21 protein-coding genes are annotated in these 21280 nt (G+C 38.0%); 19 read left to right on the top strand and 2 right to left on the bottom strand.

Translation table 11 applies throughout. The features are described 5' to 3' along the window. Positions 1-66: 66 nt before the first annotated feature. Positions 67-756: a GSU2403 family nucleotidyltransferase fold protein gene (locus WC614_04375; GenBank protein MFA5032237.1), complete on the bottom strand. Its 690-nt coding sequence runs from the start codon at positions 754-756 to the stop codon at positions 67-69. Then, the gene (locus WC614_04380; GenBank protein MFA5032238.1) at positions 737-1054 is read right to left on the bottom strand and encodes a hypothetical protein; all 318 of its coding nucleotides are present in this window, start codon (positions 1052-1054) and stop codon (positions 737-739) included. The genes WC614_04375 and WC614_04380 overlap by 20 nt, the downstream gene beginning before the upstream one ends. Before the next feature lie 931 nt (positions 1055-1985). Between WC614_04380 and WC614_04385 the strand changes: the two genes are divergently transcribed. The 19 genes from WC614_04385 (at position 1986) to deoC (ending at position 21277) form a co-directional block, all read left to right on the top strand. Continuing rightward, positions 1986-3050 (top strand): flagellar hook-basal body complex protein, encoded by a 1065-nt coding sequence (locus WC614_04385; protein MFA5032239.1) that lies wholly within the window; start codon positions 1986-1988, stop codon positions 3048-3050. Between the two features lie 14 nt (positions 3051-3064). After that, positions 3065-3244 carry a hypothetical protein gene (locus WC614_04390; GenBank protein MFA5032240.1) on the top strand — a complete coding sequence of 60 codons (180 nt, stop codon included), beginning with the start codon at positions 3065-3067 and terminating at the stop codon, positions 3242-3244. A gap of 38 nt (positions 3245-3282) precedes the next feature. Beyond that, a complete protein-coding gene (flgG, locus tag WC614_04395) occupies positions 3283-4056 on the top strand; it encodes a flagellar basal-body rod protein FlgG (protein MFA5032241.1) in 774 nt (257 codons plus the stop codon). A gap of 44 nt (positions 4057-4100) precedes the next feature. Beyond that, on the top strand, positions 4101-4745 hold the full coding sequence (gene flgA, locus WC614_04400) for a flagellar basal body P-ring formation chaperone FlgA (protein ID MFA5032242.1): 645 nt from the start codon (positions 4101-4103) through the stop codon (positions 4743-4745). After that, positions 4742-5281, top strand: a complete 540-nt coding sequence (locus WC614_04405; protein MFA5032243.1) for a flagellar basal body L-ring protein FlgH — start codon at positions 4742-4744, stop codon at positions 5279-5281. Before flgA ends, WC614_04405 begins: the two co-directional genes overlap by 4 nt. A 13-nt stretch (positions 5282-5294) precedes the next feature. Further along, positions 5295-6284 carry a flagellar basal body P-ring protein FlgI gene (locus WC614_04410; protein ID MFA5032244.1) on the top strand — a complete coding sequence of 330 codons (990 nt, stop codon included), beginning with the start codon at positions 5295-5297 and terminating at the stop codon, positions 6282-6284. Positions 6285-6306: 22 nt separating this feature from the next. Beyond that, positions 6307-6762 carry a hypothetical protein gene (locus WC614_04415; protein ID MFA5032245.1) on the top strand — a complete coding sequence of 152 codons (456 nt, stop codon included), beginning with the start codon at positions 6307-6309 and terminating at the stop codon, positions 6760-6762. Beyond that, positions 6762-7079, top strand: coding sequence for a hypothetical protein (locus tag WC614_04420; GenBank protein ID MFA5032246.1), 318 nt, complete (start codon positions 6762-6764; stop codon positions 7077-7079). The genes WC614_04415 and WC614_04420 overlap by 1 nt, the downstream gene beginning before the upstream one ends. Further along, positions 7076-7585 carry a flagellar export chaperone FlgN gene (gene flgN, locus WC614_04425; GenBank protein MFA5032247.1) on the top strand — a complete coding sequence of 170 codons (510 nt, stop codon included), beginning with the start codon at positions 7076-7078 and terminating at the stop codon, positions 7583-7585. Before WC614_04420 ends, flgN begins: the two co-directional genes overlap by 4 nt. Further along, positions 7582-8958, top strand: a complete 1377-nt coding sequence (flgK, locus tag WC614_04430) for a flagellar hook-associated protein FlgK (GenBank protein MFA5032248.1) — start codon at positions 7582-7584, stop codon at positions 8956-8958. Before flgN ends, flgK begins: the two co-directional genes overlap by 4 nt. A 1-nt stretch (position 8959) precedes the next feature. After that, positions 8960-10087 carry a flagellar hook-associated protein FlgL gene (gene flgL, locus WC614_04435; GenBank protein MFA5032249.1) on the top strand — a complete coding sequence of 376 codons (1128 nt, stop codon included), beginning with the start codon at positions 8960-8962 and terminating at the stop codon, positions 10085-10087. A gap of 256 nt (positions 10088-10343) precedes the next feature. Then, on the top strand, positions 10344-10865 hold the full coding sequence (locus tag WC614_04440; protein ID MFA5032250.1) for a TetR/AcrR family transcriptional regulator: 522 nt from the start codon (positions 10344-10346) through the stop codon (positions 10863-10865). A 13-nt stretch (positions 10866-10878) separates the two neighbouring features. Further along, complete coding sequence (locus tag WC614_04445; GenBank protein ID MFA5032251.1) at positions 10879-12228, top strand: glycosyltransferase family 4 protein; 1350 nt, start codon at positions 10879-10881, stop codon at positions 12226-12228. 4 nt (positions 12229-12232) lie between these two features. Continuing rightward, positions 12233-13741, top strand: a complete 1509-nt coding sequence (locus WC614_04450) for a polysaccharide deacetylase family protein (GenBank protein MFA5032252.1) — start codon at positions 12233-12235, stop codon at positions 13739-13741. Between the two features lie 308 nt (positions 13742-14049). Then, a complete protein-coding gene (locus tag WC614_04455) occupies positions 14050-15834 on the top strand; it encodes a glycogen/starch synthase (protein ID MFA5032253.1) in 1785 nt (594 codons plus the stop codon). A 113-nt stretch (positions 15835-15947) separates the two neighbouring features. Further along, a complete protein-coding gene (locus WC614_04460; GenBank protein MFA5032254.1) occupies positions 15948-18398 on the top strand; it encodes an amylo-alpha-1,6-glucosidase in 2451 nt (816 codons plus the stop codon). Beyond that, a complete protein-coding gene (locus tag WC614_04465; GenBank protein ID MFA5032255.1) occupies positions 18376-19446 on the top strand; it encodes a hypothetical protein in 1071 nt (356 codons plus the stop codon). Before WC614_04460 ends, WC614_04465 begins: the two co-directional genes overlap by 23 nt. A gap of 11 nt (positions 19447-19457) precedes the next feature. Then, entirely contained in the window at positions 19458-20606 is a 1149-nt protein-coding gene (locus tag WC614_04470; protein ID MFA5032256.1) for a DUF362 domain-containing protein, read from the top strand. Further along, the gene (gene deoC / locus WC614_04475; protein MFA5032257.1) at positions 20603-21277 is read left to right on the top strand and encodes a deoxyribose-phosphate aldolase; all 675 of its coding nucleotides are present in this window, start codon (positions 20603-20605) and stop codon (positions 21275-21277) included. Before WC614_04470 ends, deoC begins: the two co-directional genes overlap by 4 nt. Positions 21278-21280: the final 3 nt, after the last annotated feature.

Genomic DNA, 21280 nt, shown 5'->3' on the forward strand with positions numbered 1-21280 from the left:
AGAGAACAGAAAAATCAGCCAACTCCGCTCCGCCTATGGCTGGATTCTCGACAAGGCGGAGATGTTTTATTTTTTATTTTCAAGTAAAGAAATAATTTCCTTATCTTCTATTTCATCCAGGCTTTTGAGTATTTTTTTCTGCCAGCCGACAAAAACAGACTCGAAAACTTCTTTAATCGTATCGGCCTCTCCTTTTTCAATAAGCGCTTTTAGAACTCTCTTCGCATCCTCTTTATCTTTTTTTGTCTTTTCTTTATCCTGTCTTCTCGCTGAGATTATAAGTTTATGTAATGAGAAAACCGCCGGATGCGGTAATGTAATTTTTATACCTTCAACAAAAACCTGAATCTTTTTATAAGTGAGAAAATCTAAGAACCTTAATGCTTGAGCATTTATACCCAACTGAGGCAAATCGTAAGGTTTGCTGCTTCCCTTTCCTCTTTCAGGAACTAAGAATTCAAGAATTAATTCAGGATGTTCCAATTTCATCACTCCTTCATCTCCATAAAAACCCTTTATAAACCCCAAATCTTTTAATAGCCCAATAATATTTACCTTTACACCAATACGAGACGGCAATGGCACTAAAAAATCTATATCTCTAGTCTTAATTGCGGGAATGTATTTCACTTTTGAGAAATACTCCTTATAAAACAGCAAGCACCAACTACCTACCAGAACAAGTTTATCAAGAACCTCTACTTTATCAAGCCGACTCAAAACCTCAACTACAAGGTCATATTGTTTCTTTTCCACGTAAAACTCTCCTTAAGTATTTTATTTGTTTTTTTACTTGTGAAAGCAGATTTCTGTATTTCAGTCTATATCCTTTAGCCTGAGCATATTTTTTTATCATTCCTTTTGGGAGTTTTTTCCCTTTATAAACAAATTTTACTTTCCCTTTTTCCCTGAATATAACATAATAATATTCCTGCCCATTGATTTTTTTCTTTATAAGGGCGCCTATAGGGAGCTTCTTTAACTCCTTTTCATAGCCCTTTTTCATTTGCAGGGAGTTTTCTAACTCTTCCAAGAGTAAACTTTTTATTGCCATTTTTATCCTTTTAAGCTACCATACATATTGTCTGATATTATATTTTGTATGGTAAGATGTCAAGTAAAATTACCATACACTTATTCTTTTTTTATATTTTGTATGGTAAGACACACTGTCTCATACATAAAAACTACTTGACTTTTAAACATTTTTTAATTATGACAACCGTCGTAACGAAGTTCCTCGTAAAGGGACATTCTAAGAAGAAAAACTGTTAATCCTCTTCTCCGGGCGTGATAAAAAGTGGGAAGTCAGGGTTTCGCCTATCATTAGTGACGCAGGGAAATGAAACAGAAACAGAAAAATTAGCCACCCCGCTCTTCCTAAAAACAGAGAGCACAATCACCGCCAAAAGCGTTCGCCGCCTAAGCGGGATGTTCCATTTGAAATCCTGACTGCCGTCAGGCAAGTTGTGCCTACATTTTTACTAAGCACTAAAAAAAGACCACAAAATTGAAACCACAAGATTACATCCTCCTTCCCCGCCACAGCGGGATAAACTCTGGGCAGGCACGATTTTCATGAGAAAAGAAATACAAACAACAGAAAGAATAAGACATATAAGTCATATAGGACGGATAGGACGGAAGAGATAGTAACAACTGTAAGAACTGTAACAAATGGTAATTGGTTGCAACGGAAACACGGAGAGATTCTTCGCTACGCTCAGTCACCGCTTCTCCTAAGGCGAGATATTCTACACAGCGGGGTAAACTCCAAATACAGAAATACACAGAAAAGAAAAACAGAAATTTGAGAGAAGAAACTAAATAGGTAAAAGTTATCATTTTGTTAGGCAGAAAATTCCTACTTAAGGGGGAGTGAGAAGGGATACTTTTCACACCCTGTCCCCTATTCCCCACTCAATAAAGGCGTTTAATTTTTTGGTTTAAAATTGACACAGATTTTGCTATATTAAACCTTTTATATGGTCGAAGGTTTATACATTGGGTCGAGCACTTTGTCTGCCCGCGCACAGGAACTTGATGTAATCGCTAATAATATAGCGAATATCAATACCCCGGGCTTCAAAAAGGAAGAATTTACTTTCCAGTCATTCCTTAATAAAGAACTTACAGCTTTCTCGCCTGCAGTCAATAAAGCCGCGCAGACCTATAACTTAGACCCGTCTTTACTGGACTCAATAATCCAGGCAGAATCCAGCGGGAATCCAAATGCCGTTTCTCCGAAAGGAGCAAAAGGGCTTATGCAGTTGATGGATTCTACAGCTTCTATGATGGGCGTTAACGACTCTTTTGACCCCGAAGAAAACGTTCTCGGCGGGGCAAAATATTTCAGGTCTTTGCTTGACCAGTTTGGAGACGTAAAGTTGGCGCTTGCAGCATATAACGCGGGACCGGGAACCGTGAAAAAATATAATGGAATACCACCTTATAAAGAAACACAAAAATACGTAGATAAAGTTTTAGCAGGAGCGCAGACATTAAAAAAGACCCCGAGTTTTCCTACACTGCAGGGATATACTAATTTTGACCAGGGAGAACTTGAAACAACTTCCGGGAAACTTGATTTTGCCATAGAAGGAAAAGGGCTATTTAAAGTTACCACACCTGAAGGACCAAAATATACAAGAGCGGGAAGTTTTGCGCTGAACGATGAAGGCACATTGGTTACCAGCCATGGGTATCCGGTACTCGGCGAAGGCGGGGAAATATCAATTAAAGGGAACGAACTCTCGGTGTCAAAACGTGGCGAAATAACCGTAGATAACGAACTTATAGACAAATTCATAATAAAAAGTTTTGATAAATTTGAAAAAGACGGGAATAATTTGTTCACGGGTATAGGCGAGGAGAAAGACGATTCGGAATTTTCTATTTTACAAGGGTATATAGAAAAATCCAATCTCAACCCGATGAAAGAACTTATTCACCTTACCGAATTGCTAAGGGCATACGAAAACTGCCAGTCAGTCGTGGCAACACAAGATGCGACGCTGGATTTACTTATAAACCAGGTAGGGAGAAGATAATATTAAAAATTAAAATGCAAAAATCAAATAATATATATATAAATGAAAAACAGAGAACAAAAAAAGCAACCACAGAGAGCGCAGAGAACAACAAGAAAATAAAACGCAAAAGACAGGCAAGTCAAGAAACTAATATCCAGCTGAGCTGCCCCGCTGAAGCGGGGTTTCGCTTTGCTCCAGATAAGTTAGAGTAATGCTCATGTAGAGCAAACTCTAACTAAGGGGGAAGAAAATGTTAAGAGCATTATATGCAGCGGCGACGGGAATGGAAGCGCAGGAAAAATGTTTATCCATAATCGCAAATAATCTTGCAAACGTTAATACAGCCGCATTTAAGTCACAACGAGCTTCTTTTGAAGATTTATTCTATGAAACATATAAAAAAGAAAATACAATAGAAGAACCACCTGCACCCATACAAATAGGACACGGGACGAAACTTTCTTCTACTTCAAAAAGTTTCACCCAGGGAGAAGTGCAGCAAACGCAGGCACCTTTAGACCTTATGATAAAAGGCGACGGGTTCTTCAAGTTAACAATGCCGGACGGGAGCGAAGCTTACACGAGGAACGGGAACTTCAAACTCACCGGGGAAGGCGATATCGTTGACGCACACGGATATAAATTAGACCCTGAAATAACGTTGCCGGATAATACCGTAAACATCATCATATCGCAGGACGGAAAAGTATCCGTAACTACCAGCGATGATTCAACACAGCAAGATATGGGCGAAATAACTTTGAGTAAATTTATGAACCCGACAGGGCTTGAATCCATCGGGGAAAATCTTTATAAGCCGACGGTAAATTCCGGGGACGCGATTGACGGCGTTGCAGGATTGGATGGGTTTGGCAGTATTGACCAGGGGTACCTGGAAATGGCAAACGTAAACGTAATGGACCAGATGGTTCAAATGATTCTTGTCCAGCGCGCTTATGAATTGAATTCAAAAGTCATTTCAACCGGCGACCAGATGTACGCGATTGCGAATAAGATAAGATAAAGAATGGTGAAAAAGGTGAGTAAGGGAGAAAAAGAGAAGATATTATGATATTAAATTTTATTATTTCGGTAATTATATCGGGAGAGAGTCTGGCGAATTTTGCGGTAGCGGATATGTATAAACGACTTCCTCCACCCCAGCAAAACGGAAAATGGAAAGTCTCGGCTCTTAATACGCCGTCAGAAGTATCCATAGCCGATAGTAATTACAAACTGGAACTTGAATTACCTAAAGACGTAACTTATAAAGGGACAAATTTTTCCTGGATAAAAATCCAGAATCAAGATTTTTTCAAGAAAGTCCCGATTAACCTTAAAGTAAGGCTCTGGATACCGGTTGCGTCTGCGGTCAAAAGATTGGACAAACATCACATATTAACTAAAGAAGATTTACAAATTAAATTCAGCGAAGAAGCAGGGATAGAAGATATTGAAAGTATCGTAGGAATGCGAACAAACAGGTTTGTGGCAAAAGATGAGTTCATAACAAAAGATATGATAGAAACTCTTCCTCTTATTGAAAAGGGAGACAAAGTTGAAATCGTATTTTATAAAAATGACGTCGCCATTCGTTCTTACGGGATATCCAAGTCGGATGGATGGCTGAACGATTCGATATTTATAGACATAAACGGAAAAATAATCAAATCACAAGTAATAGACAAAAAAGTCGTCAGGGGGGAATTATGATTAGTATATACATATTGCTTTTTAGTTTTTCTTCATTATTCACCGAACCACGAGCAGGAAAAGTCGGAGACTTAGTCACGGTACTTATCAGCGAATCTTCTTACGGGGCAAACAGGGCAGAAACCGTAACGAACAAAAGCGATGACGTTTCTTTTGGCCTATCACAGAGCAATTTAGTGCCTGCATCGGTTCCGTTAGGGAATACGGTATCCGCAGGGATATCAACAAAGAACGACCACAACGGCAGGGGAAGAAACATCAAGGAAGACAAATTAATCGCTTATATAACGGCAACCGTCACTGAAGTAATGCCTAACGGGAACTTAAAAATCGAAGGCGAAAAAAAAATCAATCTCAACCAGGATGCGCAGACCATTAAAGTATCAGGAGTGGTAAGGGCTGAAGACATCGAAACAGACAATTATATAAACTCAAACCGTTTGGCAAATGCCAAAATCGAATACAAAGGAAAAGGCGCGGTTGATTCGGGACAGAAAAGAGGATTTTTTATGAAGCTTTTTGATTGGATATTCTAGGAGAACGAGAAAAATGAAACCGCAGATAAACGCAAATAAACACAGAATAACAGATAAAATAAAAATTATATCATTAATTAGTGTGTTTATATTTATAGCGGGGATATCACAAGCGGCAAGGCTTAAGGATATTTCGACGATTGAGGGAATTCAGTCGTACCAGCTTGTAGGGTACGGCTTGGTTGTAGGATTAAAAGGAAGCGGGGACAGTTATAATTCTTTAGTTACGCAGCAATCGGTAAAGAATCTGCTTGAACATTTTGGTATTTTCACACAGGACAAGAACAAACGCAACAAAACGAAGAACGTTGCGGCGGTAATGGTAACGGGAGAACTTGCCACTTCAAAACCCAAAGGGACAAAAGTAGACATCAAAGTGTCATCCATCGGGGACGCAAAAAGCATCAGGGACGGGAATTTATTGTTAACGCCTTTAAGAGATGCAAACGGCAAGGACAGGGCAACAGCGCAGGGAACAATAAATGCTTCGGACAAAGAACTTACGACAGGATACATAATGAACGGGGCAATTGTAGATTTGCCGATAGAAAGCGAAATAAAGGACACATTCTATATTTTATTAAACACGCCGGATTTCAGTTCGGCAGTAAGCGTGCAGGACACGTTAAACAAACAATTTGGTGACAGCACATTAGCGAAGGCGATGGACGGGAGCAGGATAAGAATTAAAATACCGGCTTCATACAAAGGGAAAGCGTTGACGTTCGTTTCGGAGATAGAAAAGATAGACATTGCAATTGACGCTGAGGAAAAGGTAGTAATAAACGGAACGACGGGGACAGTAGTAAGCGGGTTAAACGTGAAAGTTTCCCCGGTAAGATTGAATTATAAGGATATGAAAATTGAGATAACGAAGGATACCCCGGTAGGGGAATTCATAGAAATGATGTACAAGAGCGGAGTAACGGAGACAGAAGTTCTTGACATAATAAGGAGTTTGAAATCATCGGGAGCTATAGGAGCGCAAGTTATAATAATATAAAATTATTTTAAAAGGAGAAATTATGGAAGTATCGATAAGATTTAACCAGACATTTTTAATAGTAAAGAACGTAAAGAACGAACCCGGAGTCGGGGCAGAAATAATGGGAGATTTGTATGAATTAGGAGTAGACACGGAATATTTTCATGCAACACCCAGTCCGGACGGAAAGAAATCGGATATTCTGATAATGATAAACAATGAAAACCTGGAAAAAACGGTTTTCGGTATCAATACGGCAAGGAAGAAAACGGGCGGGGAAAAAACCGTTATCCTGACAGATTTAACCGGCATAATAATAAGAGGAAGCGGGACAAAAGAAATTTCGCAGGCGCTTACGAAGGCTTTTAGTATATGTACAAAGCACGAAGTAAACGTAGCGCTTGTTTATACGACGTTTGTTTCGGCGAATTTGTACGTTTCTTCCGAAACGGTAACAAAAGAATTTATGGACGACTTACGCAAGGGGTTTGAATAATGGAAGTATCGGGCATCAGGAATTTAGCGTTTACCGAAAAGGTAGACCAGAAACAAGTAGGGGAAAAGTTTGAATCGATGTTCGTATCCATATTGCTGAAGGAGTTACACATTCCGAATTTGGGGAGTGGTTTATTAGGGAGTGATTCAAATGGAAGCGGATTAGGTGAGACACTTGAACCGGTATTAAGGACTGAAATGGCAGACGCCTTGTGCAAAGACTTTAATTTTGGGTTCAGGGATATTTTAAAACTAAAGAATTACCTAAATACTGACGATAATACTAATAATAAACTGAATATAAATGAACTAATATGATAGACAAAGAATTAACGGAATTACTTGTCGTACTGAAAAGCGAGCTTGAAACGGGCGAAGAGCTGTTAAAGATATCAAAGTCGCAGAAGCACTGCATAAAGAATTCCGACTTGAACGAGTTGAAAGTAAACGTGGATAATTCGGAGGATTTACTGGTAAAAATAATGAATATGGAAGACGAGCGCAGGCGCATAATTTTGAATATCAGTTCAATATTAAACATACCCTGCGAGAAGTTAACGATTTCTGAAATAATAAAGAACTCAAAACGCGAGAACAGTATGAAAGTAAGGGAATTAGACAACGTAAAGAAACGGCTTTCTTCGGTTTTCAACGAACTTATGACATTTTCAAAGATCAACCAGTATTTGATATCGAGGACGCTGAGATTTATGGGCGACAGGATGAAAGTCCTTAATTATAGTTTAAGAAAAAACAATACTTATGGCGCAAAAGGATTAAGAGAAAAAACAAAAGAACCCGCAATAATAAACAAAAAAATATGATAAGCTTATCTCAAATATTAGACATCGGCAAAAAAAGCCTTTCATCTCATCAGTATGCACTTTCGGTTACCGGGCAAAACATAGCAAACGTGAACACGCCGGGTTATTCAAGACAAAGAGCGATATTTCAATCGGATATACCAATAGATACAATTCCGGGGCCGGTTGGAACGGGCGTCAAGATAGAAGACATAGAGAGAATAAGAGACCAGTTCGTAGATACGCAGGTAAAAGACCAGCTTTCGCAGGTTGGGGAATGGGATAAAAGCAGTTCGCTGCTTACGGAAATAGAAAGCATTTTAAACGAGCCCACGGATACAGGATTATCCCAGATGATATCCGATTTTTTCAACGCATGGGCGAACGTATCAAACAGCCCGGAAGAAACGGGACCAAGGAGAGTATTAGTAGCAAAAGCGGAAGTATTATCCGACACATTTAACAGATTAAAAGAACAATTACAATCAAATATCACGAATATAAACAAGGACATAGAATATAAAGTAGACCTCATCAATACAAAGGCAGGAGAGATAGCACAATTAAACGGCCAGATAGTCAAAAGCGAAGCCGGCGGACAAACAGCAAACGACTTGCGTGACAAAAGGGATAAAATCGTAAACGAGTTGGCGAGTTTTGCAAACATTCAAACGGTAGAATCGGATGACGGTTCAGTTGCCGTATACGTAAATTATAAAGTAATAGTGGACAGGTTAAGTACGGTTGAATTAACAACGGAAATGACGGACAGGGCCGGTGTAAAGATGCGTGACATAATGTATAACGGGGAAAAACTGGAACCGCAGAGCGGGGAACTACATGCCACGCTGTATATAAGGGACGAGCAAATTCCCGAATACATAGACAAACTTGATACGCTAGCGGGTTCTATTATAGACGAGGTAAATACAGTACACAGAGCTGGATACGGGTTAGACGGGACTACGGCAAAGAGTTTTTTCAGCGGCGCAGATGCATCCTCAATTTCTGTAAGCAGCGCAATTTTGTCTGATTTATCATTGATTGCAGCTTCATCAACGGGAGGACCGGGGAGTGGAAACACGGCATTACAAATTTCAAAACTTGCAAATTCTTTAAGTATGAATGACGGGACCGCAACGTTCGCGGATTTTTATAGTTCTACGGTAGCCGAAATAGGGGCGACCACAGAAACAGCAGGAATAATGCTCGACAATGAAAACGCGTTGCTCACGCAATTAAAAAATTACCAGGATTCCGTTAGCGGAGTATCTCTGGATGAAGAATATACAAATATGATAAATTATCAACACGGCTACGAGGCTGCCGCAAAAGTGGTAAGTATGGCAAATGGACTTTTTGCAACTATACTTGGTATGGTGGGAGTGAGCTAAAATGAGAATATCTACAAATTTACTTTCAAGAAATGTTTTGGCCCAAATTGAACAAGGGCAGGAAAGATTATTCTGGAATAACCAAAGAATAGCCACTACAAAAAGGATACAAAAACCGTCAGACGATCCGATTGGGACTGATACGGCAATGCAAACCAGGACTAACATTAATGCCAACAATCAATACATAGAAAACAGCAATAACGCAGTTTCATGGTTAAATTCTACGGAGATGGCCGTTAATAATTTGTTTGATTCGTTGACGACAGCATCCGAGTTAGCAACTTACGGGGCAAGCGATACCATAGGCCCGGACAGCCGCAAAGCAGTAGGAAACGAAGTGAACCAGCTTCTCGAAGAGTTTGTTGACAATGCAAATTCGCAGGCAAAAGGCAAATACATATTCGGAGGATTCCAGACGCTTGAGGCTCCATACGAAACGGAAGAAAACGTAGCCGACCAGAATATAAGCGGCACGGCGTATGATACTCCGATAGATTTGACGCCTCCCGCACAAATGCTGAGAGGCACAGCTTTACTAACGGACACCACAGGAACGATAACTTATACGGAAGGAGTAGATTATACGATTGACTATGAAGAGGGAACAATCACAATATTATCCACCGGCGGGATGTTGGTGCCCAATAATTATCTTATAGACTATGAAACGCAAATATCGGGGGTAAAAGCAAACTCGAAGGGTATTGACGGAAACATACTGAGACAAATTTCAGAATCCGAAACTATGACCATAAACATTAGCGGGAACGAAATTTTCAAAACAAGCAGAGGCGCGGACGCATTCCAGGCGCTTATAAACCTGAGAGATGCGCTTTATGCTGACGATACAGCAGGGATAGAAACGGCTATGGGACAACTTGATGACGCAAGGGAGCTTATCCGAACAGGGATAGAAACAGTTGGTTCCAGGCTTGAAAGATTAAACTCGCACATTCCTAACCTTGAAGAGTCACAACTAACGAGGAAAGCAGACCTATCAAGAGTGGAAGACACCGATATGGCTTACGAATCAATGGAATTGCAGAAGAACCAGATAGCGCTGCAAGCGGCGTTGCAAACCGGAATAAGCATAATGCAATTGTCTATCGTGAATTTTCTGAAGTAGGTCACGGACAACGGAAAACTTAACAAGAAGTTATTAACGAAAATCTCCTAAATTGTTTTTTTTCTACCAAGGTAGGATTTTACCTATATTTCTCCTCCAACTCCGCAAAAAGATAATACAACCTGTAGTGAAATACAAAAAACGACATACAAGATATTGAATAGCTTGTTATTAGCGGCTTATAAACATTTTTTTCTCTTGACACTACAGTTTTTCATAGCTATCTTAACGCTTCAGTTAACTTGAATGAAACATTATGGGGAAAGAGAATAGTGACAGCAAGGGAAAAATTATTCTTGCTGCGATTGAAGTTTTTGCCCGGAAGGGGAAACACGGAGCAAGCATGGAAGAGATTGCCGCTAAAGCGGGGGTAAACAAGGCATTGCTTTACTATTATTTTAAGAGTAAGGATAATCTTTTTCAGAAGACGCTTACGGAGGTTCTGCATAAGATTTTTTATCGCATACTATCGAACATAGAGCAGACGAATGGTGATACGGGAGATTCCGTTAAGAAAGAGGAGTGTTTTTTTGATGCTCACCGGGATGCGTTTTCGCAGGACCCTAATTTTTCCAAAATTGTTTTGGGAGTGATTTCTGATGAGCCGTGTAGTCTGAGAGACGCGATAGAATCGATTAAAAAAGAGGGGGAACATAAAATTTCTTCCGAATTGCTTACAATTTTTGAGAAGGGAATGCTTAAAGAAAAGTTCCGGAGAATTAACTCTGCGCACGTTTTAAGCAGTATTTTTGAGAGGGGAAAAGGTAATCCTCAATAGGAGACGCTAGTTAATGAGAATTCTAATGTTAGGCTGGGAATTTCCGCCTTTTTTTGCAGGCGGGGTCGGTGTGGTATGCAGTGAATTAAGCAAGGCGCTTGCGAGAAGAGGGGAAGAAATAATTTTTGTAATGCCTTCGGGGCCTTTACAACCAACATCCGGCACGAAACATTTAAATAAATTTCTAATTGCCGATAAGGATTTTAACGAATTTACCGAGATTCATGAAAGCATAGCAAAAAGCATAAAACTAAACATAACCATAAAAACAATAGAATCATTGCTCAACCCGTATATTACGTTTGATGAATACCAAAAAAAATACAGCGCAGTAAAACGGTTTATGGGGAAAGAAATGGGATTTATGGGGCAAGAAGGCGGAGAATTGTACGGCAAAAATTTAATCGAAGAAGTTTATCGGTTTGCAATAAGAGCAATTTCAATCGGGGAAAAAGAGAAGTTTGACGTGATACACGCTCACGATTGGACGACTTTTCCTGCCGGAATCGTATTGAAAAAACTGACGGGAAAACCATTAGTAGTGCACATTCACATAACCGAATTTGACAAATCCGGTGGGCAGCATGCAAACCCGGAAATATATAAAATAGAGCGGGAAGGTATGGTTGAAGCGGACACCGTAATCGCGGTAAGTAAGGCAGTAAAAGAAAGATGTATGCATAATTATTACATAGGCGGGGAGAAAATAGTCGTAATTCATAACGCCTCTACTCCGATGATTTCAACCGAATACGCCAGAAAGGCCGATGTCGAAGGAAGACCGAAAATAGTGTTGTTCGCGGGTAGGGTAACTTTGCAGAAAGGGCCTGACTACTTTGTCGAAGCGGCAAAGCTTGTTCTGCAGAAGAATAAAAATGTCCTATTCGTAATGGCGGGAACGGGAGATATGTTAAACCGAATGATAGAAAAAGTGGCGGATTACGGGATGGCGGATAAATTCATATTTACCGGATTCTATGATAGAAAAGATGCGGAGCGGTTATTCGGAATGGCAGATGTTTTCGTTATGCCGTCGGTTTCCGAGCCTTTCGGGATTACCCCGCTGGAAGCGCAATACAAAAAAGTCCCTACGATAATTTCGAGACAGACGGGCGTTTCGGAAATCCTCAAACACTGCTTAAAAGTAAATTTCTGGGACATAAACGCGCTGGCAGGGAAAATACTGGAAGTCCTTGCATATGCACCGTTAAAGGAAGAACTCAAAGAAAAGGGATTCCAGGAAGTTCAACTCATCACATGGGACAGGCCTGCAATGGAATGCATAAAAATATATAATAAATATTATAAACCCGCTGATAAAACGGACAAAAAAACCAAAACCAAAAAGAGCAAAAAATCTTAATATTATGCCAAGCGTATGTTTTTATTTCCAGGTTCATCAACCTTATAGGTTAAGAAATTACAGCATTTTTGATATCGGGAACAGATCCGATTATTTTGATGATGCCAAAAATTTTCAGATTACACGAAAAGTTGCGGACAAATGTTATCTTGCCGCAAACGCCGTTATTTACGACCTTATAAAAAAACATAAAGGGGCATTCAGAGTTTCTTACAGCATAACCGGAGTAGCGCTTGAACAATTCGAAAAGTATGCGCCCGAAGTTATAGAGTCGTTCGTTAGGCTCGCAGAAACGGGATGCGTAGAATTCGTAAACGAAACTTATTATCACTCGCTGTCTTATCTATACTCTAAGGCGGAATTCAAAGAACAGATTACTATGCATCGAAAAAAAATAGAACAGTTGTTCAAGCAAACGCCTGTCGTATTCAGGAACACGGAGTTAATATTCAGTGACGAAATAGCAAGGTTCATTGAATCTCTCGGTTTTAAGGCGGTTTTGATTGAAGGAGCGGACAGCATTCTCGATTGGCGTTCTCCGCATTTTGTATATCACGTTCCGAATACTAAGGTAGCTTTACTTTTGCGAAGCTATAAATTAAGCGATGATATTTCGTTCAGATTCAGCAATAAAGATTGGAATGAATACCCTTTAACCGCAGATAAGTTTACAAAATGGGTTTCCGCGGTAAACGGGAATGGCGTAGTAATAAATCTATTTATGGATTATGAGACATTCGGCGAACACCAATGGCAGGCAACAGGTATTTTTGAATTTCTAAAAGCATTGCCGGAAAGTATCCTGAAAAATAAAGACAATAATTTCCTTACGGTAAGCGAAGTCGTGGAAAAATATCCCCCGATCTCAGAATTAAACATACCAAATTTCATTTCCTGGGCAGATATGGAACGAGATTTAAGCGCATGGCTCGGGAATCGTATGCAGATTAATGCGGCTGAGACTCTATATAAAATGGAAATGCAGGTAAAAAGAACCAAAGATAAACAATTATTAGAAGATTGGAGACGATTAACTACTTCTGACCATTATTATTATATGTGCACAAAATGGTTTAGCGACGGTGATGTGCATAAATATTTCAACCCTTACGAAAGTCCTTACGAAGGGTTCATATCTTTTATGAATGTTCTAAACGATATGAGAACAAGGATATTAACTTCCAAAAAGGAGGAAGAAATGGCTAAAAAAATAGTTTCAAAGCAATCGCCAAAATCTACAGCAAAATTGCCAGAAACAAAAATAAAAGAAGTGCCGGTAGAAAAAAGTTTCTTTTTACAGGATGGCAGGATTTTAAGGACCCTAAAAGACCTTAAAGATACACTCGACACAATGGATGACTCGATCTTCTATCACCACGTAAGTTTAGATAGAAACGATTTTGCAAATTGGGTAAGAGACGTATTCAAGCTCCCTGATCTAGCTGTTAAAATTGCGAATGCAGGGAATCAAGCTGAAACCAAAAAAGCAATATCTAACTACCTTTCAAAGTAATTGGTAGGATTTTTGTTGTATAGAGCACATAAATGTCGTTAGATGAGTATTAACGATGTATTAAATATATTTGTCCTTATTTTTGTATAGCTATTTGCAATTTCGCTACACAAAAATTTATACTGGTCAGAATATACAAATGCAGAAGAAAGGCAATGCCTTCTTCCTTTAGAAAAAAGAAAAACAATTTATTGACTTTCTTATGTAAATCAGTTAAATTGTCCCTAATTATAATTTTAAATTACTAAAAGAAGGGATTGCAAAACCTTAAGTAAGGGTGTTATCCCGAAAGAAATGAGGGGGAAACTATGGCTTCGGAACTAAAACCACAAACTGATTATGCTTTTGAAATTTCATGGGAAGTATGCAACAAAGTAGGTGGAATTTACACGGTAATTAGAGAAAAAGCTCCTTTTATGGTAAGCTGCTATAAAAATTACTATGCGGTAGGCCCTTACCTTGGGAATAATTCACTCAAAGAATTCAGGGAAGAAAAGCCTCCACAGGAATGGAACGGAATTTTCAAATCTCTTGCAATTGCGGGAGTAGAATGTCATTATGGAAAATGGCTAATCCCCGGTGAACCTAATGCAATACTAATAGGGTTTGACAAACTTCTTTCAATGAAAAACGGCGTAAAATCGGAATTATGGGAAAATTATAAAGTAGATTCGCTAAGAAGTGGATGGGATTTTGAAGAACCAATGTTGTGGTCAAAAGGAGTAACAATGCTCCTTGATAGATTGGGCAAGTTATACGCTAAAGATAAAATAGTTGCTCACTGTCACGAATGGCTTGCAGGTTTTATAGTATTGAACTTAAAAAGTCTAAAATCAAAAATCAAAACTATATTTACAACTCACGCCACAATGTTGGGAAGAAGCCTGGCAGGCAGCGGAGAAGCATTTTATGAAAAATTGGGATCCGTAAATCCTGAGGAATCTGCTTATAAATTACACGTCGAAGATAAATTTACCGTGGAAAGAGCAACTGCCCAAACTTGTGATATTTTTACAACCGTTTCCGAAGTTACTGCAGTTGAAGCTGAAAAAATACTCGGTAGAAAACCGGATATTCTATTACTAAATGGGATGAACTCCACTGCTTTTCCGACTATAGAAGAAACTTCTATCAAACACGTTTTTAACCGTGATAAAATAAGAGAATTCCTGAAATACTACTTTTTACCTTACTACAAAATGGATGTCAGCAAAAATCTGATTTTCTATACTTCTTGCAGATATGAATTTAAAAATAAAGGGCTTGATATACTTATTGAAGCGCTTGCCAAATTGGACAAAGAACTTCAGGATGAACAGCCTAAAGATAATATTATCTTTTTCTTTTGGGTTCCTATGGCAGTTAAGAGAATAAAATCCACGTTATCGGAAAACAGGGATTACTATTTCCGCATAAAAGAGTATGTAAATAAACATATAAACGAATTAAGCACGAACATAACAGATGAATTTATCTCTGCAAAAGGGACAGAAGAAGCATCCGGATCTATTAACAAGTTTATGCAGAACATAAGAAAAGAAACTCTGCATTTCAAGAGAAGTGGGAACCCACCGATAGCAACTCACGAAATTGAAAACGAAGAATTTGATGCCGTAATATCCACACTAAAGGCAAACGGACTTGATAATAGCGAAGAAAGTAAAGTTAAAGTAATCGTTTACCCTGTTTACCTCACAGGAAATGACGGGTTGTCAAATTTATTTTATTACGATGCCATTGCAGGCGCTCATTTAGGCGTATTTCCAAGTTATTACGAACCGTGGGGATATACTCCTCTGGAATCAGGAGCCTTAGGTGTCCCGGCAATAACCACCGACTTAGCCGGCTTCGGTAAATTCATAGAATCACAAAAAACATGGGTTGGAAAAGGTATATACTTGTTAAAACGATTAGGTATAAAACGCGAAGACGTTGTCGAACAACTATATAAACTTATGTCCGACTTTTTCCATCTATCACACGAAGACAGGGTAAACCAAAAAATAATAGCGAAAGAATTAACCGGGCTTGTTGAATGGAAAATTCTTGTATGTAACTATATCCAGGCACATAATATGGCACTGGAGAAATAAAAATATACAGGGAATAGTCGAAAGTTAAGTGCATTCTAAATAAACGGCATAGTTCCGAATAGAATATTGTAAGTTACGCTTACCTGATGCGAGTAAATAATTCCCGTCTGCCTATGGAAGAAAAACTATTTTTACTTACAAATAATAACGGGAATTATATTGCACTTGGAAATTCCGAGTTTTCTAATTTTTTAGGTTTATTTCATTTTCTACCCGAGAAATGGACTCTATATAAGACAATAGAAAATATAAGTATTGATTTACTCCCCGAAAACATAATAAATAACTATGATTCCATAGAAAGAATAAACGGCAAAACCAAAGAAAAGTTTTACTATAAAGACACCGATATAATTTATGAAGTTACTAACTATACCGGCTATATAAATATAGATTTAGACTTCAGAGAAATATATGATTTTGATGATACAAATAGAATTTATGAAATTACACGGGAAAATGATAACTTAAAAATATTATACAAAAAAGACGGGAAATCTTTGACCATCAATGGAGTAAAAGAATATATAAATATAGGGCAATGGGTAAAAAAAGAATATCCATATGATAAAAAAAGAAATGGCAAATCTGAATTCTACATTTATAAAGCATTAAAAATTAAAGTCCAAAACAATATAAAACTGGTATTTTCTTTTAAAGTAACTCAAGCTTCTAGCTTGAGCAGCAGTAGTTCAAGCTTCCAGCTTGAAAATAGCAATTATGAAATTGATAACAGTATTTACTTTGATCCCAATGATGAATTAGGTATACACCAAAGAAACTTGCCCCATTGGGAACAGAAAGGAAAATCATATTTTGTCACTTTCAGACTGAATGATTCTATTCCAAAAGAAGTGGCAGATAATATAAAAAAAGAAAGGAATTTATGGCTTAAGCAAAATGGTATTTCTGATACATTCAACATAGAAAAATTATCTAAAGAAAAACAAAAAGAATATTATTGTTTATTTTCAAGAAGATATGATAAATTATTAGACAACAGCTATGGCTCCTGCGTATTAGACAATCCTAAATGTAAGGAAATTGTTGAAAATGCAATAATGTATTTCGATAATGAGAGATACTATTTGGACAAATATATCATTATGCCTAACCATGTTCATGTTATTGTTATTCCAAAAGGGATATGGACTTTAACGCAGATTCTCCATTCATGGAAATCATTTACTGCCAATGAGATAAATAAACTACTCCATCAGAAAACTGAATTGTGGATGCACGAATCTTTTGATCATATAATCAGAAGCCCCGAACAATTAGAAAAAATCCGGAAATATATAAAAGACAATCCTAAAAATAGCCACAAGCAAGATGCTTGTGATACAGAAGTAACTCAAGCTTCCAGCTTGAGCAGCAGAAGTAATTCAAACTTTCGGCTTGAAAGTTTCAAACACAAGCAAGATGCTTGTGATACACTTGTAAATCAAGCTTCTAGCTTGAGCAATGAAACAAACGCACTAAAATCGCTTGTAACGGACACACCCGCCGGAATAGGTATATTTGCAGGTTTCCCCTGGTTTTTCCAGTTCTGGGCAAGAGATGAATTAATATCCACAGGCGCTATAATAGTGGCAGGACAATATGAATTGGCTAAATCTATATTATCCCGTTATCTTAACAGTATTCTTGAAGATGGCAGATTATCAAATTGGTATGCCCCTTCTCCCCCATCCCTCGGCAGCGCCGATGCTATCGGATGGCTTTTTCACAGATTATCACTTCTCCTGAAAACACTAAACTCAAAACATTCTTTGAATAAATACTTCTCCAAAAAAGAACTTACGGAAATAGAAAAAACATTACATAATAGTGTTGACAACATATATCGTAATTATGGACAAACCGGCTTAATTCGGAACAATAAAAAAGAAACATGGATGGATACAATCCCGCGGGCAGGATACAGAATAGAAATACAGGCACTGCAACTCTCTATGCTCAAAGCTATAAATTATATATCCACATTAACAAAAACCAACACGTTAAAATATACTAAAATGGAGCAGGAATTAAAAAAAGAAGTTAAAAGCAAATTTTTTGTAAACGGAATGCTTTCCGACGGCATAGACGAATCCGGCAATCTTGACACAACAATAAGACCAAATATTTTTATCGCCAGTTATTTATATCCTGAATTACTTACTAAAAACGAGTGGAAATCAGTGTTTTCAGAAACACTTAAAAAATTATGGCTGAAATGGGGCGGATTATCTACAATAGACATAAACAATCCTTTATACTGTGACGAATACACGGGGCAAGACGATAGAAGCTATCACAATGGCGATTCATGGTTCTTTGTTAATAATCTTGCCGCTATATCTATGTATAGGATTGACAAAGTCTATTTTAATACTTATATAAAAGATATATTGAAAGCGTCTACAACCGAAATGTTATCTTATGGATTTATAGGTCATTGCGCAGAATTATCTTCTGCAAAAAAATTAAACCCCTGCGGGTGTCTTGCACAGGCATGGAGCTCGGCAACACTTGTAGAATTAACCAGCGAGGTGAAAAATGGAAATATTAAAATTAAATGAACTTGTTGAAAAACTTTCCCCCGAAGACAAAAAGTTGTTCAATAACATCTTCAAAATGTCAAAAGGGACCGGCGAACTTGCTATCCCTCCGGAAATGCATGATTGGATAAAACCACGATTCGGAGAGATTTCAACAGTAGAAAAACAGGATATTTTACAGGTAGTAAACAATATAACTCATGAAGGAGCTCTCTTTAATCACTTACGCTCCAAAAGACCCATAGAAGCAAAAACGGACGAGAACGAAGAAAAAACATTGCAGGAAACAAAAGGATGCGCGTTTTGTGATCCGCTGAAACTAACACCGGCAGATACATTTGGAAGAGTCAAAGGCAAACACTGCATAACGGCAAGTAACATCGCAAAATATGACGGGCTACACGGACTCGTAATTTTTGACGAACATTATCCTTTTGTATTTGAAGCAGAAAGAATTAATGATTATTTGAGTACGGCACAAGAATGGTTGAAACAAGCTCACAAAAGTTATAATGAAGCTATATTTCCTTTTATTATGTGGAACTGCACATGGAGAGCGGGAGCTTCCGTGATTCACGGGCATATGCAAACACTTTTGTCGGAAACTCCTTATCCTAAAATAGAAGCCCTTAATACCAATGCAAATAATTATTTCAAGAAATATAACAGTAATTACTGGCAGGATTTATTCCATATACATAATGTCTTGGGTCTTGGAATTCAGCCAAAATCAGGCATAAACGTTATGTCATATCTTACCCCGGTAAAAGAAAAAGAACTGCTGATTAATACTCCTAACTTAGATTCCAATCTCGGCCTAACTTTAGCAAGTTTATTAAAATGCTACTATACCATTGGAGTACGGGCATTTAATCTTGTTATTATGATGAAACCTTTGGAATCGACTAATAATCCAGAATGGGATGAATTCCCAGTAACCATACGATTGGTTGACAGGGGCAATCTGAAAAACAAAACTACGGATATTGGAGCAATGGAACTTTATGCTTGCAGCGTAATAGAAACAGACCCTTTCAAAACAATAGAATCATTGAAACAATATATTTAAAAGTCTAAGATATGACTAATGTTTCAATCGTCAGGTGTAAAGATTACGAACAGTCAAATGTAGATACGGCAGTCCAAAAGGCTTTATCGCTTATTGGAAATTTACAGGATATAATTAAACCGGGAAATAAAGTTCTTCTAAAAGTAAATCTTCTGGATGGCACGGAGCCTTCAAAAGCCGTAACAACCCATCCCGCAATAGTAAAAACAATCATAGAACTTATAAAAAAAGTCGGCGGGATACCAATCATAGCGGATTCCCCGGGTTCTTTCTCTGCAAACAAAAACAATAGAGCCATTATCAAATCGGGTATGAAAGAAATCGCAGATGCTGCCGGAATAGAAGCCCTTCAGTTTGAAAGCGTAAATAATTCTTTTGTTAAAATAAACGTTCCGAATGCCGTTCACTTGAAAACTATGTATGTAGCAAGACTTGCATTGGAAGCAGACGTAATTATTTCTATCCCGAAATTAAAGACCCACTTAAATACGTTATATACCGGCGCAGTCAAAAATATGTTTGGCGTTATAGCCCCAAAAACCAGGGACATCGCTCACAAACTCGGGTCTTATAAAAAATTCAGCAACTCGATAATCGACATTTATTCGGCTGTAAAACCACATTTAAACATTATGGATGCTGTTATAGGGATGGAAGGCGAGGGACCGCATAACGGCTCTCCTAAATTCGCAGGACTTGTTCTTGCTTCTTATGATGCCGTTGCTCTCGATACCGTAGCTTCAAAAATCATAGGTTTTAATCCTGCGGATATTTACACAAATTCTATCGCGGATAAAAGAGGACTCGGTACCGGAGATTTAAATAAAATACGGATTCTAGGCGAAACTATAAAAGATGTAAGCGTGAATTTCAAAAAATCGGCAATAACAATAAGCAATATTCCTCCTATGTTAATGGGTATTTACAACACAGTAAGAAGAATAGAGCCTCTTGTTATTAGGGATAAATGTATAAAATGCGGAGTATGCGCCGAAAGCTGCCCCGCGAAAGCAATAAAGTTATCGCCTTATCCTATAATTAACAAAAATTTATGTATCTCATGTTTCTGTTGCAACGAAATGTGTCCTGAGAATGCAATCACAACAAAGAAGAGTTGGCTTTTAAGGCTATACGGAAAATTAAAAGGGAAAAATAAATGAAAATCGAAGAACTTTGCAAATTGATTGACCATACGTTATTGAAGCCTGATGCTACTAAGCAGGATATAAAAAAACATATAGACGAAACAATTCAATTTGGATTCTGGTCTTGCTGTATCAATCAATGCTGGGTTAAGTTTACGGCAAATGAGTTAAAAGGAACCGGGATTAAGGTCTGTTCAATATCCGGTTTCCCACTTGGAACATCAATTACAAAAGCAATAGAAGCAGAAAAATGTGTCAACAACGGGGCAGATGAAATTGATATGGTAATGAATATAGGTTTTCTAAAATCAGGTTTATATACAGAAGTAGAAAACGATATAAAAGAAGTGGTGAATGCAGTAAAAGGAACAATTGTAAAAGTAATTATTGAAGCAGGACTTTTATCAACGGAAGAAAAAATAAAGGCAACAAAAATCGTATTTGAGTCAGGAGCAGGTTTCGTAAAAACAAACACTGGATTTGGATATGGCGGGGCTACTGTGGAAGATGTAAAATTGCTTCGCAATACTGTCGGACAAAATTTCGGAGTAAAAGCATCGGGAGGAATAAGAACACTTGCCCAGACTATTGAACTTATTAATGCAGGAGCTTCAAGAATCGGCACTTCAGCAAGTATTAAAATAATAAACGAATATCTTAAAGAAAATAGGTTAAAGGAGGAGTAATAA

The sequence above is a fragment of the bacterium genome, from assembly GCA_041649255.1.
In the GTDB taxonomy this organism is placed as follows: Bacteria; Hydrothermota; UBA3073; order JACQXS01; family JAQTXJ01; genus JAQTXJ01.